General features: G+C 72.2%; 15 protein-coding genes. 12 read left to right on the forward strand and 3 right to left on the reverse strand.

Annotated features, from left to right (window positions below; translation table 11 throughout):
* The 3 genes from QR78_RS08515 to QR78_RS08525 form a co-directional block, all read left to right on the forward strand.
* A partial coding sequence (locus tag QR78_RS08515) for a Hint domain-containing protein (protein WP_048427077.1) occupies positions 1-766 on the forward strand: 766 nt, incomplete at its 5' end.
* 217 nt (positions 767-983) lie between these two features.
* Positions 984-3,938, forward strand: a complete 2,955-nt coding sequence (locus QR78_RS32565) for an FkbM family methyltransferase (RefSeq protein ID WP_082171710.1) — start codon at positions 984-986, stop codon at positions 3,936-3,938.
* A 76-nt stretch (positions 3,939-4,014) separates the two neighbouring features.
* Positions 4,015-4,698, forward strand: a complete 684-nt coding sequence (locus QR78_RS08525; RefSeq protein ID WP_089504154.1) for a hypothetical protein — start codon at positions 4,015-4,017, stop codon at positions 4,696-4,698.
* A gap of 231 nt (positions 4,699-4,929) precedes the next feature.
* Here QR78_RS08525 and QR78_RS08530 read toward each other — a convergent pair whose 3' ends face one another.
* The 3 genes from QR78_RS08530 to crtD are packed head-to-tail and all read right to left on the reverse strand — an operon-like array spanning position 4,930 to position 7,867.
* Positions 4,930-5,457 carry a phosphate-starvation-inducible PsiE family protein gene (locus tag QR78_RS08530; RefSeq protein WP_244276385.1) on the reverse strand — a complete coding sequence of 176 codons (528 nt, stop codon included), beginning with the start codon at positions 5,455-5,457 and terminating at the stop codon, positions 4,930-4,932.
* A 32-nt stretch (positions 5,458-5,489) separates the two neighbouring features.
* Positions 5,490-6,344 (reverse strand): carotenoid 1,2-hydratase, encoded by an 855-nt coding sequence (locus QR78_RS08535; protein WP_048427078.1) that lies wholly within the window; start codon positions 6,342-6,344, stop codon positions 5,490-5,492.
* Positions 6,341-7,867, reverse strand: a complete 1,527-nt coding sequence (crtD, locus tag QR78_RS08540; RefSeq protein ID WP_048427079.1) for a 1-hydroxycarotenoid 3,4-desaturase CrtD — start codon at positions 7,865-7,867, stop codon at positions 6,341-6,343. The genes QR78_RS08535 and crtD overlap by 4 nt, the downstream gene beginning before the upstream one ends.
* Before the next feature lie 144 nt (positions 7,868-8,011).
* On the opposite strand from crtD, the gene QR78_RS08545 reads away from it, so the two are divergent.
* The 9 genes from QR78_RS08545 (at position 8,012) to pufA (ending at position 16,285) form a co-directional block, all read left to right on the forward strand.
* Complete coding sequence (locus tag QR78_RS08545; protein WP_048427080.1) at positions 8,012-8,884, forward strand: polyprenyl synthetase family protein; 873 nt, start codon at positions 8,012-8,014, stop codon at positions 8,882-8,884.
* A gap of 330 nt (positions 8,885-9,214) precedes the next feature.
* Positions 9,215-10,378: a methyltransferase gene (locus QR78_RS08550; protein WP_048427081.1), complete on the forward strand. Its 1,164-nt coding sequence runs from the start codon at positions 9,215-9,217 to the stop codon at positions 10,376-10,378.
* A 115-nt stretch (positions 10,379-10,493) separates the two neighbouring features.
* Positions 10,494-11,429 (forward strand): chlorophyll synthesis pathway protein BchC, encoded by a 936-nt coding sequence (gene bchC, locus QR78_RS08555; protein ID WP_048427082.1) that lies wholly within the window; start codon positions 10,494-10,496, stop codon positions 11,427-11,429.
* On the forward strand, positions 11,426-12,424 hold the full coding sequence (locus QR78_RS08560) for a chlorophyllide a reductase iron protein subunit X (protein ID WP_048427083.1): 999 nt from the start codon (positions 11,426-11,428) through the stop codon (positions 12,422-12,424). Before bchC ends, QR78_RS08560 begins: the two co-directional genes overlap by 4 nt.
* 2 nt (positions 12,425-12,426) lie before the next feature.
* Positions 12,427-13,959: a chlorophyllide a reductase subunit Y gene (gene bchY, locus QR78_RS08565; RefSeq protein WP_048427084.1), complete on the forward strand. Its 1,533-nt coding sequence runs from the start codon at positions 12,427-12,429 to the stop codon at positions 13,957-13,959.
* Entirely contained in the window at positions 13,959-15,419 is a 1,461-nt protein-coding gene (gene bchZ / locus QR78_RS08570) for a chlorophyllide a reductase subunit Z (protein ID WP_048427085.1), read from the forward strand. The genes bchY and bchZ overlap by 1 nt, the downstream gene beginning before the upstream one ends.
* A gap of 103 nt (positions 15,420-15,522) precedes the next feature.
* Entirely contained in the window at positions 15,523-15,726 is a 204-nt protein-coding gene (locus tag QR78_RS08575) for a hypothetical protein (protein ID WP_048427086.1), read from the forward strand.
* A 132-nt stretch (positions 15,727-15,858) separates the two neighbouring features.
* Entirely contained in the window at positions 15,859-16,089 is a 231-nt protein-coding gene (pufB, locus tag QR78_RS08580) for a light-harvesting antenna LH1, beta subunit (RefSeq protein WP_048427087.1), read from the forward strand.
* A 16-nt stretch (positions 16,090-16,105) separates the two neighbouring features.
* Entirely contained in the window at positions 16,106-16,285 is a 180-nt protein-coding gene (gene pufA / locus QR78_RS08585) for a light-harvesting antenna LH1, alpha subunit (protein ID WP_048427088.1), read from the forward strand.
* Positions 16,286-16,300 lie beyond the last annotated feature (15 nt).

Below are 16,300 nucleotides of genomic sequence, written 5' to 3' on the forward strand. Positions count from 1 at the left end.
GGGTGCCACCGGGTCCGCGGGTGCCACCGGTTCCCAGGGCGCGACGGGGGCCCAGGGTGCCACCGGGTCCGCGGGTGCCACGGGCGCGACCGGTCCGACGGGTGCCGACGGCCCGACCGGGGCCACCGGCCCGACCGGTCCGGTCATCTGCTTCGCGTCCGGAACGATGATCCTGACGCCGGAGGGTGAGCGTCCGGTCGAGGCCCTGCGGCCCGGCGACGCCGTCGTCACCGCTTCGGGCGAGACGGTCGCCGTCGCTTGGGTCGGCCACCGCCATCTCGACCTGCGGCGCCATCCGCAGCCCGAGCGGGCCCAGCCGGTCCGGGTCGCCGCGCACGCCTTCGGCCCCGGCCTGCCGCACCGCGACCTCGTCGTCTCGCCCGGCCACGCGCTCTTCGTCGAGGACGTGCTGATCCCGGCCGGTGTGCTCGTCAACGGCACGTCGGTGGTGCAGCTCGACCGCTCGGAGGTGGTCTACCACCACGTCGAGCTGGCGGTGCACGACGTCCTGGTCGCCGACGGCCTGCCCGCCGAGAGCTACCTCGATTGCGGCAACCGCGGCACCTTCGAGAACCACGACGGCCCGGTCACCCTGCACCCGGACCTCGTCGCCTCGGCGCTGAACCTGGAGCTGGCCTGCGCGCCGGTCGTCCTCCACGGCCCGGTCGTCGAGCGGGTCCGGGCCCGGCTCGCCGCCAAGGCCGAGGTCGAGGCCGAGGTCAAGGCCGGGCGCTCGGTCCTCGCGCGCCTCTTGCGGCGGGCTTGAGGACGCCGCGCCGGCTCCGGCCGGCGCGACCTTCCGCGACGAACCCGGCCCGCGGCGCCCCGACGGGCGCGCCGCGGGCCTCGTCGTGACAGGGCCGCGGCAGCCCGGGGGAGGCGATTCCACCCAGGCCGCGTCCCGGACTCATTCTCGGATCATCCCCGCCCGAACCGTCTCACCCGGCGATCCCCGGCGCCTCCGCCCGTCACCAGGAACCCGCATGACCCCATCCGGCCAGACCGTCTGCCTCGCGATGATCGTCAAGAACGAGGCGCCGGTGATCCGCCGGTGCCTGGAATCGGTGCGCCCGCTCATCGATCACTGGATCGTCGTCGATACCGGCTCCACCGACGGGACCCAGGACCGGGTGCGGGCAATCCTGGCCGACCTGCCGGGCGAGTTGGTCGAGCGCCCTTGGGTCGATTTCGCCCATAACCGCTCCGAGGCCCTGGCGCTGGCGCGCGCCCACGGCACCTACACCCTGGTCATCGACGCCGACGACGAGATGCTCCTGCCGCCCGGCTACGGGCTGCCCGACCTCACGGCGGAGGCCTACGAGGTCACCATCACGGATGCCCCGCTGACCTACCGGCGGATCCAGCTGGTGCGGAACACCCTGCCGTGGCGCTACCGCGGGGTGCTGCACGAATTCGTCGAATGTCCGGAAGCGACGAACCGCGCCGTCATCGACCTGACCATGCGGCGCAACCACGACGGCGCCCGCCGCCGCGACGGCGAGACCTACCGGCGCGACGCCGCGATCCTGGAGGCGGCGCTGGCGACGGAGACGGACCCGTTCTTCATCGCCCGCTACACCTTCTACCTCGCCCAGAGCTACCGCGATTACGGCGCCCACGAGCAGGCGGTGGCCGCCTACCTGCGGCGGGCGGATCTCGGATACTGGCAGGAGGAGGTCTACGTCGCGCTGCTTGCCGCCGCCCGGCTGATGCCGGGCCTCGGGCGCCCCGTGGACGACACCCTGGCGGTCTGTCGCCGGGCGATCGCGCTCTGCCCGCACCGGGTCGAGGCCCATCACTATGCCAGCCACGTCTGCCGCCTCGCCGAGCGCTACGAGGAGGGCTTCCGCTTGGCCGAAGCCGCGTTGACCTTCAGGCTGCCGGAGGGCGCCCTGTTCATCGAGCCCTGGATCTACGACTACGGCCTGCGGGACGAATACGCGGTCAACGCCTACTGGGCCGGCCATTACTGGCACAGCCTTGCCGCCTGCCTCGACCTCATGGCCTGCCCGACGGCGCCGGAGGGCGAGCGCCAGCGCTTCGCCGTCAATGCCCGCTTCGCCCTCGAGAAGCTGCCGATCCCCCTCGAAGGGCGGCGCGGCTTCCTGCAGACGACCCGCCCGGGCCTCGCCCCGAGCGACTTGCCGGGCTTCTGGTCCGGCTTGACCCGCGCCGCGCCCTGGGTGCCGACGCGCCCGCAGGGCGGAACGGAGCTGATGCACGAGGGCCTGTCGCGGCGTCTCGGGCCGGCGCTCGCGGGTATTCAGCTCTGCCTCAACGGCTACGACGAGGGCCGGATCGACGGGCGCCCGCTCGTGGTCTGGATCCACCACGCCCCCGACCAGCCGGCCGTGGCCTGGCTCCGCGAGCCGGCCAAGGTCGCCCGCGTGGCGCGCTTCGTCTTCGTCTCCGAGTGGCAGCGGGCGCAGTACCTCGCCACCTTCGCCCTCCCGGCCGAGCGCTGCCTGGTGCTGCGCAACGCCACCGAGGTGCCGGAGCGCGACCGCGCCCCCGGCCGGCGCCGTCCCCTCAAGGTCGCCTATACCAGCACGCCCTATCGCGGGCTGTCGGTGCTGCTGGACGCCTGGGCGCAGGCCGCGCCCGAGGCGGCCGAGCTGCACGTCTGGTCGTCGCACAAGCTCTACGGCCCGGGTGCCGACGACGCGCCCTACGCCGAACTCTATGCCCGGGCGGCGGCGCTGCCGAACGTGCACTACCACGGGCTCCTGCCCAATGCCGAGCTGCGCGCGGCGCTGGCCGACATCGACATCCTGGCCTATCCGAACACCTTCGCGGAAACCTCCTGCATCGCCGTCATCGAGGCGATGGCGGCGGGCTGCCGGGTGATCTGCCCGAGCCACGGAGCGCTGCCGGAGACCACCGCCGGTTTTGCCCGCCTCTACCCCTTCGTCGCCGATCCGGCCGAGCACGCGCGCGTCTTCGCAGCGATCCTCGCCGAGGAAATCGCCGATCCGTGGCGGGGGGAACCCGAGCGGGCGGCGGCCCAGCAGGCGCATTGCCGCCTGACCTACGACTGGACCGCCCGCGTGCCGGAGTGGCAGCGCCTGATCGGGGGCTTGCGCGCGCCCGCACCCGCGCCTCGTTTCGCGCCGAGCTTCCGCCGGGTCGAGGCGCGACACGGCGCCTTCCTGGTGGTGGAGCAGGACTTCATCGGCCGGACGATCGCCCAGACCGGCGAGTGGGAGCCGCACCTGATCGACTTCGCCCGCCTGGTCCTCGACGAGGCCTCGCACGTCGTCGATCTCGGCGCCAATCTCGGCTACCACACGGTCCGGCTCGCCGGCCTCGTCCCGCGCGGCTCGGTCCACGCCTTCGAGCCGCTCGACCTGTGCTTCTCGCTCCTGCAGCAGAACGTGCTGGCCAACCGCTGCGACCACGTCCGCACCTACAAGATGGCGGTGACCGACCGCTCCGGCGACACGGTCGAGATGGAGCCGCTGGAGGCGACCCTGACGGCGGCCGGCACCGTCAATATCGGCCATACCGGCATCGGCCGGAGCAGCGCCGGCCAGGCCGGAGACCTCGTCTTCACGGTCCGGCTCGACGACCTGCCCCTGCCGCCGATCGCCCTCGTCAAGATGGACATCCAGGGCGCGGAGGCCGCGGCGCTCGCCGGGATGCAGGACCTCATCGCCCGTGACCGCCCGGTTCTGTTCATCGAGATCGAGGAGGAGCACCTGCGCCGGCACGGCTCCAGCTCCAAGGCGGTGATGGAGCACCTGCTCGGCCTCGGCTACAGCCTCCTGCGGATCCGCAACGAGTGGCCGACCGACCACCTGGCGATCCCCAACGAGCGCGCCGACCTCATCGCCCGCTGCCGCGGCCAGACGCAGTACGCGACGGACTGGATCGCCGGCTCGCGGGTCGAGCTGCATTTCGAGACGACGCATCACTACGCGTCGGTCGTGGCGTCGTGACGGGCGCCAGCCGGTCCGGCGCCCGCTCCGCCGTCGCGCCCGATACCCCGGATGGCCGTCGTTTCCCCGGCGCGCCATGACGAGAGCCAGCGACGACGACCTCATCGCCCGCTCCGGGCTGTTCGACGTCAACCACTACCTGCTCGAATCGCCCGATGTCGTGGCGGACGGGGCGGATCCGCTGGAGCATTTCTGCCGCTTCGGCGCCCGCGAGGGTCGGCGCCCGAACCTCTATTGCGATCCAGCCTGGTACGCAGCGCTGTATCTCGGCGGGAATCCGGAGGGCGTGAACCCGCTCTGCCACTATATCCGGATCGGCGAGCGCTCAGGCTACCGGCCAATCCCCTATTTCGAGCCGGCCTGGTACGCGCGCGTCTACGCCTTGCGCCCCGGCACCTCTGCGCTGCGGCACTACCTCACCCATCGCCGCAGCCAGCTCTACGCACCCAATTCCCGCTTCGACCTCGCCCACTACCTCGCGCGCTACGGCGCCGAGATCGGCCGCAACCGCGACGCCTTCGCGCACCTGCTGCGCCACGGCGCGCGGCGGGATCTCGCCTCGTCGGCGGATTTCGACGCGGCAGCGTACCGGGTGCGGCATGGCCTTCCGGCGCAACCCGCCTCGGCGCTCATCGCCGATCAGGAGGCGTGCAACCCGCTGGTCCACCGCCTGACGCAGGAGGCCGCCGAGGAACAGGCCCGGCGGTCGGGTGCGGGGCGATCCTCGTGGTGGCGGTGCCTCCTGAACCGCACCCGATGACGATGCGCCGGTCGCTGCGCGGCCGGCGCATCGCGCGGGGATCGCGCCTCAGTTCAGGAGGGTTTTCGGCTTCACCAGCGTGCCGCGAGCGGAGAGGAACGCCACCACGATCCACGGGCAGACGAAGACCAGGAAGAACAGCAAGCCCATCACGCGCCTCCTTCGGTTTCACCGGATTCCAACCCCGTCAATGCCGTGCGGCCGGCGGGGGTTGCACGCCTCGGCCCCACGCTACTCCTCTCCCGCCGGCGCGCCGGTGTCCCGGGCGCGGTGGAGCAGGAAGATCGACGCCACCATCACCAGGATCAGCCCGGCGAGCACGCCGAGCTCGATCATCGAGGCGCGAAACAAGGCCTCCTTCTGCGGGCTCCACTCGGTGGCGTGCATCTGCTCGGCAGTCTGGAGCGTCAGCACCAGCACGCGCCGGATCGAGGCGATCAGCCCGACGATCAGGAACGGCTCGCAGGTCAGCCGGCCCGAGCGCATCGACACCCGCACCGTGTGCAGGATCTCGACCAGCATCAGCAGGAAGAGCAGCCGGTCGACCACGTCGAGGAGCTGCGCGGCGGCGCCGACCGCGGTCACCGCCTTGAGGGTCATGCCGGCGGCATCGATCAGCGCCATCACGGCGGTCAGCGCCAGGAGCACGCCCAAAGCCGCGTAGATCGCGTGCTCGGTATGCAGGAAGACGAAAGCCGAGAGCCGGGTCAGCCACCCGCCCTCCTTCTCGGCCTTCTCCAGTTTCGCGGTCTCCACCATGGCGGTCTCCGGGGGCGGGTGGCGCGGCAGGCTCAATGCCGGGGACGGGGCATGCGAAAGGGCAGCATGAACCGCACCAGCGGGTGGGTGAGCCGGTCGCAGTCGAGCGATTCGTGGACCGGCCGCACCGCCTCGCCGCAGATCCGCGCCGAGAGGAGCGAGCGGGAGTAGAACGGTGCGTCCTCGAAGCGGCGCAGCAGAGCGGCCTGCCCGTCGTCGCTGCGGGTGGCGCGGGGCAAGCGCCAGAGCGTGCGCGGGAGCGCGGCAGGGACCGGCGGCGCGATCGGGCGCGGGGTGCCGTCGGGGTCGAAGCGCAGGGACAGGTCCTGGCGGCTGCCGTCGCGCCGCTCGACGTCGTAGAGGATCGCCGCGCCGTGCGTCAGCGTCGCGCGCGACCAGGTCCAGCTCCTGAAGGAGTCCTCCAAGGGCACGTCGCCCTCGTTGGTGTCGAAATAGGCGTGGCCGCTCCAGCGCAACGAGGGCTTGTCGAACGCGACCTCGACCCGCGAGGAGGGAGCGAGCGGCCACCAGCGGTGGCGGCCCTCGCCGTCGAGGGTGAAGGGGGCGGGCGTGAACCCGCCGGGGCGGACCCGGATCGTGCCCGCGAGCCGCGAGGGTAGGGGGGTCGTCACCTCGTCGACCCGGATCGTCAGGCTGGTGCCGTCCCAGTCGAGGGAGCTCGGGCCGATGGCGAGCGAGGTGGCGGTCCGGTTCACGTGGCGGCGGCTGCGCTCGGTCATCGCCCAGGCCTTGGGGCGACCGTACAGCACCACGTTGATCGCCGAATGGTTGATCGGGTCGCCGCGCCCGCTCCAGGCGTAGTAGGGCGAGAACACGCTGCCGAGGAACGCGATGATCGTGAGGCCGTGCTGCCCGTCGTCGCTCACCGCATCGACGTACCACCAGGCATAGCCGCCCGGCGCGACGGGGAGGTCGAAGCGAGGTCCTGCAGAAGGCTCGCCGCCGCGAGCCGCCCCGATTGCGCCGCCATCGGCACGCCCGGCCCCGGATGGGCGCTGCCCCCCGCCAGGTAGAGCCCCGGCAGCTTCGTGCGCGCGCCCGGACGGCGGAACGACGCCATCCAGCCGTGCGACGCCCGGCCGTAGAGCGCCCCGCCCGTCGCCGGAAACAATTTTTCGAAATCCGCCGGCGTCGTGGTGGTTTGCGCCGTCTCGTCGATCGTCAGGCCGCAGGCGGAGAGCCGCCGGCTCATCGTGTCGTGGCATCGGGCGATCTCCTGAGGCGACAGGGCGGCGCCGCGGGCCGGCGCGTTGACGAGGCAGAGCAGGGCTTCCGGCGCCTCCGGCGGCGCGCCGTCATCGCCACGATCCTGCGCGCAGACGTAGACGGTCGGGTCCCGCGGCGGGCGGGCGCGGTCGGTGAGGTCGGCGAACTCGGCGGCGTAGTCGCCCGAGAAGAAGACGTTGTGGCGCACGAGCGGAAAGCCCTCGGGCCGCCCCGCCACCGCGAAGGTCACCGCCGAGAGCGAGCGCTCGCGCTCCGGTACCGGATCGGCCGCCCGGGCGCCCTCCGGCCCGAACAGCCCCTCGGCCAGGGCGGCGGCGTCGCAATTCGCCACCACGGCGGTGGCGGGCAGCCGCTCGCCGGTGGCGAGGAGAACGCCGGCGACCCGCCCGCCCTCGACCAGGATCCGCTCGACGGCGGTGCCGTAGCGCAGCTCCGCCCCGTGCTCGGCGGCGAGTTCCGCCACGGCGCCCGCCAGCCGCGACAGGCCCCCCGCCACGGTCCAGACCCCCGCCATCTCGACATGCGCCACCAGCATCAGGGTCGCGGGGGCGGAAAACGGCGAGGAGCCGCAATAGGTGGCGTAGCGGCCGAAGAGCTGGCGCAGGCGCGGATCGCGAAAATGCTCGCCCAATGCCGCCCACAGGGTGGTGAAGGGCTGGATCCGCATCAGCCCGCCGAGGCCGCGCGGCCCGGCCCGCCGCACGAGGTCGAGGGGGCTCGGCCGCTCGCCGCGGATGAACGGTCCTTCGAGGGCGCGGTAGATCGCGCCGGCCTGCTCGCGGAAGCGCAAGAAGCCCTCGGCCTCCCGGGGACCCGCGAAATCCGCGATGGCCCGGGCGGACCGGTCCGGATCGGCGAAGAGGTCCAGGCGCTCGCCCGCGCCCCAGGCGTGACGGGCGAGGATGTCGGCCGGCCGCAGGGCGACGCGCCGGGAGAGGTCCGCGCCGCACTCCGAAAAGATCTCGTCGAAGACCCACCGCATGGTGAAGACCGTCGGCCCGGCCTCGACCGTGAGCGGCCCGGCCGGGACCCGGCGCATCTTGCCGCCGGGAGTTTCCGCCTTCTCGGCCAGGGTCACCGGCAGGCCGGCGGCGGCGAGCCTCAGGGCGGCGACGAGGCCGCCGATCCCTGCACCGATCACCACCACCCGTTCGTCCGGCACGGCGTCGATCCTCCCTCGTCACTGTCAATCTAAATTGACAGTTTGAAATGTTCAAACAAAATGACGCCTCGACGCGAGGCCCGGGACGACGACGCGAGACGACGGACCGTGACCGGTGCGCGGCAGGATCCCAAGGAGGAACGCATGGACGACGGTCGGCGCATCGAGCAGGCCCTGGACGTGGCCGTGTCCTACGCGGAGGCGCCGGGCGCCCCGCCGCGCCTGGCGGAGGCGATCCGCTACGCGGTCTTCCCGGGCGGCCACCGGATCCGGCCCAGGCTCTGCCTCGCGGTGGCGCGCGCCTGCGGCGACGACGACCCGGCGACGACGGACGCCGCCGCCGCGGCGATCGAGCTCCTGCACTGCGCCTCGCTGGTCCACGACGATCTGCCCTGCTTCGACGACGCGGCGGAAAGGCGCCGGAAGCCGGCGGTCCATGTCGCCTACGGCGAGCCGGTGGCGGTCCTGACGGGAGACGCGCTGATCGTGCTCGCCTTCGAGACGCTCGCTCGCGGCGCGGCCCGCCGTCCCGCGCGCCTGCCCGCCCTCGTCGGGCTGGTGGCCCGCGCCGTGGGCTCGCCCGCCGGCATCGTGGCGGGACAGGCCTGGGAATCCGAGCCGCAGGTCGGGCTCTCGGCCTACCAGCAGGCGAAGACCGGGGCGCTCTTCGCCGCCGCCACCGTGACGGGTGCCGCCTCGGCCGGGGCCGAGCCGATGGGCTGGCGGCTGCTCGGCGAATATCTCGGCGAGGCCTACCAGGTCGCGGACGACTTGCGCGACGTCGCCTGCCGCCAGGAGGAGGTCGGCAAGCCGGTCGGGCGCGACGTCACCCTCGGGCGCCCCAACGCGGCGGCCCTCCTCGGCATGGACGGGGCCCTGCGCCGCCTCTCCGACCTTGCCCACGAGGCGATGGAGGTCATTCCCGATTGCCCCGGGGTCGCGGCGTTGCGGGAGGAGATTTTGGCCCAGACCCGGCTCTTCCTGCCGGCGCGGCTGGCGCAGAGCCTGGTGGCTTGAAGCGATGGCCGGGGTCGCTCGCGCACGAACCCTTCCCCCTCTGCAAAGGACTGTCCGGGGACAGGAAAAGGCGCGGGTTTCCCCTCTCCCCGCGGGCGGGGAGAGGGCTGCGAACCCCCTGTCGGGTTCGCGGCGAGCCCGCAGGGCGAGGGTGAGGGGGCGGTTCCGGATGAGACTCCTCCGGCACCCCCCCCTCACCCTCGCTCCGGCTGCGCCTGCGCTTGCCGACGACACGACAAGGTGTAGTCGGCCCTCTCCCCGCCCGCGGGGAGAGGGGATTGCCCGCGACAGACCCTTCCACAGACAGCCCTGCGCAGAGGGGGGAGGGTCATGAGGCCCGGCCCGCACGCACTTCCGACAGCCCCGATCGCCTCGCCGTCACATCCCGGATGGCGCGACCGCCTCCTCGCCTGGCGCCACCGCCTGATCGCGAGCCCCCGCTTCCAGCGCTTCGCCGCCGCCTTCCCGCTCACCCGGCCGACCGCGCACCGCAACGCCAGCGCCCTGTTCGATCTCTGCGCCGGCTTCGTCTACGCGCAGGTGCTGGCGGCGTGCTTGCGCCTCGACCTGTTCCGGATCCTCGCCGACGGCCCCCTCGCTCCCGACGACCTCGCCCGGCGCCTCGACCTGCCGCCCGACCGGGCGCTGTGCCTCCTGCGCGCCGCCGCCTCCTTGAACCTCGTGACCGCCTTGCGCGACGGGCGCTTCGCCCTCGGCGATCTCGGCGCGGCGCTCCTCGGCAACCCGTCCGTCGCCGCGATGGTCGCGCATCACGCCATGCTGTACGACGACCTGCGCGATCCCGTGGCGCTGCTGCGCGGCACGCACGCGCCGACCCGGCTCTCGGGCTACTGGGCCTATGCGGGTTCCGACGATCCGGCCGGCATCGATGGAGCGGCGGTCGAATCCTACAGCGCCCTGATGGGCGCCTCGCAGGCGCTGGTCGCCCACGACATCCTCGACGCCTATCCGCTCAAGCCTCACGCTCATCTCCTCGAGGTCGGTGGCGGGGAGGGCGCCTTTGCGGTCGAGGCGGCGCGAAGCGCTCCTCGGCTGCACGTCACGTTGTTCGATCTGCCGCCGGTCGCCGCCCGGGCCGAACGCCGCTTCGCCGCCGAGGGGCTGGCGGGGCGCATGACGGCCCGCGGCGGCAGCTTTCACGAGGGGCTGCCGCATGGGGCCGATGCGGTGTCGCTGGTGCGCGTGATCCACGACCACGACGACGGGCCCGCCCTCGCGCTCCTGAAGGCGGCCCGCGCGGCGCTGCCTCCCGGCGGCACGCTGCTTCTCGCCGAGCCGATGGCCGGCACGCCCGGCGCCGAGCCGGTCGGCGACGCCTATTTCGGCTTCTACCTCCTCGCCATGGGAAGCGGCCGGCCGCGCACGCCGGGCGAGCTCACCGGCATGCTCCGCGAGGCGGGCTTCGCGCGGGTGCGCGAGCACCGGACCCGGCGCCCGATGCTGGTCCGCCTGCTCGTCGCGACGGCTCCCTGACCGATGCAGCCCGCGGTAAAAGTGTAAAGTAAACTTGACGCATGATGATGTTGAACTAAGATGACATTCGCCGCTTCGAGCGGCGTCATCCGCATCAGGCGGGAGGCCGAACCGCATGCACGCGCAGGCCGTGATCCTCGACCGTCCCGAACGGCTCGGCCTCGCCGATCTCGCTCTCGACGCGCCCGGCCCCACGGACGCCGTCGTGGCGGTCGCGTGGAGCGGCATCAGCACCGGCACCGAGCGGCTGCTCTGGTCGGGCCGGATGCCGGACTTTCCCGGCATGGGCTACCCGCTGGTGCCGGGCTACGAATCCGTCGGAATCGTCGTCGAGGCCGGCTCCGAATCCGGCCGGCTCGTCGGCGAGACGGTGTTCGTGCCGGGCGCCCGCTGCTTCGGTCCCGTCCGCGGGCTGTTCGGCGGCGCGGCCTCGCACCTCGTCTCCGCCGGGAGCCGGCTGCGGCCGATCCCCGAATCGCTGGGCGAGCGCGGCATCCTGCTGGCGCTCGCCGCCACCGCCCGTCACGCGCTCGAAGGTAGCCGGGCCGAAGGGCGCCAGCTCGTCGTCGGGCACGGCGTGCTCGGACGGCTCCTCGCCCGCCTCCTGCGGGCCTCCGGCCTCGATCCGGTGGTGTGGGAGCGCGATCCCGCCCGCCGTGACGGCGCCGACGATTACGCGGTGATCGATCCGAGCCAGGACGAGACGTCTTACGCCCGCATCATCGACGCCAGCGGCGATGCCGGCCTCCTCGACACCCTGATCGCCCGGCTCCAGCCCGGCGGCGAGGTGGTGCTGGCGGGCTTCTACGAGGCGCCGCTCGCCTTCGCCTTCCCGCCGGCCTTCCTGCGTGAGGCGCGCATCCGCGTCGCGGCGCAGTGGCAGCCCGGCGACCTCGACGCCGTAGCGGCGCTGGCCGGCGCTGGGACGCTGTCCCTCGACGGTCTCGTCACCCATCGCCGCCCGGCCGGGGAGGCGGCGCAGGCCTATCCCGTCGCCTTCGGCGATCCCGCCTGCCTCAAGATGGTCCTCGATTGGAGAGCCCAGTCATGAACGCTTCGCTGACCGGCGCCGCCCTCCAGGCCTCGATCCTGCGCGCCGAGGCCGCGATCCCGCCGGATCCGGTGCCCACCACCGCGACCCGCGAGACGCAAGTGATCGCGATCTACGGCAAGGGCGGCATCGGCAAGAGCTTCACCCTCGCCAACCTGTCCTACATGCTGGCCCAGCAGGGCAAGCGGGTGCTGCTGATCGGCTGCGACCCGAAGAGCGACACGACCTCGCTGCTGTTCGGCGGCCGGGCCTGCCCGACGATCATCGAAACCTCGACCCGGCGCAAGCTCGCCGGCGAATCGGTCGAGATCGGCGACGTCTGCTTCAAGCGCGACGGCGTCTTCGCGATGGAGCTCGGCGGGCCGGAGGTCGGCCGCGGCTGCGGCGGGCGCGGCATCATCCACGGCTTCGAGCTCCTCGAAAAACTCGGCTTCCACGAATGGGGCTTCGACTACGTCCTGCTCGATTTCCTGGGCGACGTGGTCTGCGGCGGCTTCGGCCTGCCGATCGCCCGCGACATGTGCCAGAAGGTCATCGTCGTCGGCTCGAACGACCTGCAATCGCTCTACGTCGCCAACAACGTCTGCTCGGCGGTGGAGTATTTTCGCAAGCTCGGCGGCAATGTCGGCGTCGGCGGCCTCGTCATCAACAAGGACGACGGCACCGGCGAGGCCCAGGCCTTCGCGGAAGCGGCCGGCATCCCGATCCTCGCCTCGATCCCCGCCGACGACGACATCCGCAAGAAGAGCGCGAATTACGAGATCATCGGCCGGCCGGACGGGCGCTGGGGCCCGCTCTTTGCCGAACTCGCCGACAATATCGGCACTGCCCTGCCGCATCGCCCGACCCCGCTCAGCCAGGATCAACTGCTCGGCCTGTTCAAGGGCGAGGCGGTCGGGCGCGGGGTGGTGCTCGATCCGGCGAGCGACGCCGACATGCGCGGCCGGGCCGTCGCGCGAAAGCCCTCCCTCGAAGTCGTCTACGAGGCGGTGTGACCATGGGCGCCTCCCTCGACCTCAAGGCGCTGCGCGCCCGAAAGCCTGTCGATGCCCCGGTCAACCTGGACGCGACGCGGCAGGACGGGCTCGGCTGCCATTCCGGCAAGGAGATGATGCAGAACGCGGCGAAAGCCGCCGGCATGGGCGAGACCCTGGACGCCCTGAAGCGCGACTATCCGGTCGGCCCGCACGACCAGCCGCAGAGCATGTGCCCGGCCTTCGGGTCGCTGCGGGTGGGCCTGCGGATGCGCCGCACCGCCACGATCCTGTCGGGCTCGGCCTGCTGCGTCTACGGGCTGACCTTCACCTCGCATTTCTACGGCGCGCGGCGGACCGTCGGCTACGTGCCGTTCAACTCCGAGACGCTCGTCACCGGCAAGCTGTTCGAGGACATCCGCGACGCGGTGCGCGAGACCGCCGATCCGGCGCTCCACGACGCGGTCGTGGTCATCAACCTCTGCGTCCCGACCGCCTCGGGCGTGCCGCTGCGGCTCCTGCCCCGCGAGATCGACGGGGTGCGGATCATCGGGATCGACGTTCCGGGTTTCGGCGTGCCGACGCATGCCGAGGCCAAGGACGTGCTCGCCGGCGCGATGCTGAAGGTCGCGCGCGGTGAGGCGGAGCACGGCCCCGTCGCCGCCCCGCGCCAGCCCCGCGACGGCCGCCCGACGATCGCGCTGCTCGGCGAGATGTTCCCGGCCGATCCGATGCAGATCGGGGCGCTTCTCGACCCGCTCGAACTCGCCGCCGGCCCGGTCGTGCCGACGCGGGAATGGCGCGAGCTCTACGCCGCTCTCGACTGCACGGCGGTGGCGGCGATCCATCCGTTCTACACCGCGTCCTTGCGCGAATTCGAGGCGGCGGGCCGCCCGGCGGTCGCCTCGGCCCCCGTCGGCCATGACGGCACCGCCGCCTGGCTCGACGCGATCGGCGAGACCTGTGGCGTCTCCCCCGCGATGGTCGCGGCGGCCAAGAACCGGTTCCTGCCGGCGATCCGCGGTGCCCTTGCCGCCAACCCGATCCGCGGCCGGATCACGCTCACCGGCTACGAGGGCTCGGAACTGCTGGTCGCCCGCCTCCTCATCGAGAGCGGCGCCGAGGTGCCGTATGTCGGCACCGCCTGCCCGCGCACGAAGCATTCCGAGGCCGATCGCGACTGGCTCGAGGCCCATGGCGCGCGGGTGCAGTTCCGCGCCTCCCTGGAGCAGGATCTCGCGGCGGTGGAAGAGTTCGGGCCCGATCTCGCCATCGGCACGACCCCGGTGGTGCAGAAGGCCAAGGAGCGGGCGATCCCCGCCCTCTACTTCACCAACCTGATCTCGGCCCGCCCGCTGATGGGCGTCGCCGGGGCCGGTTCGCTCGCGCAAGTGATCAACGGCGCTATGGCACAGCGCGAGCGGTTCGACGCCATGCGGTCGTTCTTCGCCGGTGTCGGCACCGGCCACGCCGCCGGGATCTGGGAAGAGGTGCCGAAAAAACGGGCGGCGGTGAAGCGTGCGGCGCCCGAGAAGCCGGTCGGGGAGATGGCCTGATGCTCGTCCTCGATCACGACCGCGCCGGCGGCTACTGGGGCGCCGTCTACGTCTTCACCGCGGTGAAGGGCCTCCAGGTGGTCATCGACGGCCCGGTGGGCTGCGAGAACCTGCCGGTGACCTCGGTGCTGCACTATACCGACGCGCTGCCGCCGCACGAATTGCCGATCGTCGTCACGGGGCTCGCCGAGGAGGAGCTCGGCCGCCATGGCACGGAAGGCGCGATGCGCCGCGCCCACGCGACGCTCGATCCGAAGGAGCCGAGCGTCGTCGTCACCGGCTCGATCGCCGAGATGATCGGCGGCGGCGTCACGCCGGAGGGCACCAACCTCCAGCGCTTCCTGCCCCGCACCATCGACGAGGACCAGTGGCAATCGGCCGACCGGGCCCTGTCCTGGCTCTGGGCCGAGTACGGCGCCAAGAAAGCGGCCAGGAAAGGCGTGATCCCGCCCCGGCCGGAGCGGGCCCCGGGGGTGAAGCCGCGGGTCAACCTGATCGGCCCGGCCTACGGCACCTTCAACATGCCCTCCGACCTCGCCGAGATCCGGCGCCTCGTCGAAGGCATCGGTGCCGAGGTGAACCTGGTCTTTCCGCTGGGCAGCCACCTGTCCGACATCCCGCGCCTCGTCGAGGCCGATGCCAATATCTGCCTCTACCGCGAATTCGGGCGCCTCCTCTGCGAGGCCCTCGACCGGCCCTACCTCCAGGCGCCGATCGGCGTGCACAGCACCACCAAGTTCCTGCGCGCGCTCGGCGAGATCTTAGGTGTCGATCCCGAGCCGTTCATCGAGCGGGAGAAGCACACGACCCTGAAGCCCCTGTGGGACCTCTGGCGCTCGGTGACGCAGGACTTCTTCGCCTCGGCGAGCTTCGGCGTGGTGGCGACCGACACCTACGCTCGCGGCCTGCGAAACTTCCTCGAGGACGAGATGGGCCTGCCCTGCCGGTTCGCCTTCTCGCGAAAAGCCGGCGCCAAGCCCGACAATGCGGCGGTCCGACAAGCCATCCGCGAGACGCCGCCTTTGGTCCTGTTCGGCTCCTACAACGAGCGCCTCTACCTCGCCGAGAGCGGGGGAAGGGCGATGTTCATTCCGGCCTCGTTCCCCGGCGCGGTGGTGCGGCGCCATACCGGCACGCCGTTCATGGGCTATTCCGGCGCCACCTACCTGGTCCAGGAAGTCTGCAACGCGCTGTTCGACGCGCTCTTCCACATCCTGCCGCTGTCGCGGGACATGGACGCCGTCGAGGCGACGCCGGCCCGCGCGCATCGCACCCTTCCCTGGGACGACGAGGCCCGCCGGCGCCTCGACGCCTCGGTGGAGGAAAGCCCGGTCCTGGTGCGGATCTCCTTCGCCAAGCGCCTGCGCGACGCCGCCGAGCGCGAGGCCACGCGCGCCGGGTCCGACAGCGTGACCGGTGTTTGCGTCGAGCGCGCCCGCCTCGCCCTCGCGGCCGCCTGACGGCCGAAGCCTTTTCCGGCGCGGCCTCCGTCGCGCCGGCCACCGAGACGCCTCGCGAATCCCGCGAGCAGGGAGGAGATCCGAGATCATGAGAGCCGGAACCATGTCCCGTTCTTTCTTCACGGTGTCGCGGTCCCGTTCGGAGGCGGTCCAGTTCCGGGCCATCCTGGCGGCGACCTACCCGGTCTTCCTGGCCGCCGCCCTGGTGCAGCGCCTGCGCCCGGGCGTCGCCGGCCCCCGCCGCTCGGTGTTCGGCGAGGCCCGCGCGATGGCGCTCTCGGCCATCCCCTTCGCCTTCATGGGGTGAGGCCCTCGGGCCTGACTCCCTCTGGGCCGAGTTTCCGCCGCCGTCCCCGGCGGCGGAGAGACCGCCCGTCCGTCGCGGCCGGGCAAGCCCGCGCGGGAGCCCCCGCGCGGATCCGCATCCGGAGGTTCGGCAATGGCCAACGGCATGGACAAACCCAGCGTACTGTCAGGACTCACCGAAGAGGAGGCGAAGGAGTTCCACGGCATCTTCGTCACCAGCTTCATCATCTTCACGGCGATCGCGGTCGTCGCGCACTTCCTCGTCTGGCTGTGGCGGCCCTGGCTGCCCGGGCCCAACGGCTATTCCGCGCTGGAGAGCGGCGTGAAGTATGCCGCCACCGGCATCCTGCCCTTCATCTCGTAGGCAAGGAGCACACGCCATGCACAAGGTCTGGCTTCTGTTCGACCCGCGCCGCACGCTCGTCGCGCTCTTCACCTTCCTGTTCGTCCTCGCGCTGATCATCCACTTCATCCTGCTCAGCACCAACCGGTTCAACTGGTTGGAGGGCCCGGCGGCGAAGAAGGCGGAGATCGCGCAGACCCACGTCCTGCCGACCTGACCGGCCGGCGGACCG

This window comes from Methylobacterium indicum (assembly GCF_001043895.1).
GTDB lineage: Bacteria > Pseudomonadota > Alphaproteobacteria > Rhizobiales > Beijerinckiaceae > Methylobacterium > Methylobacterium indicum.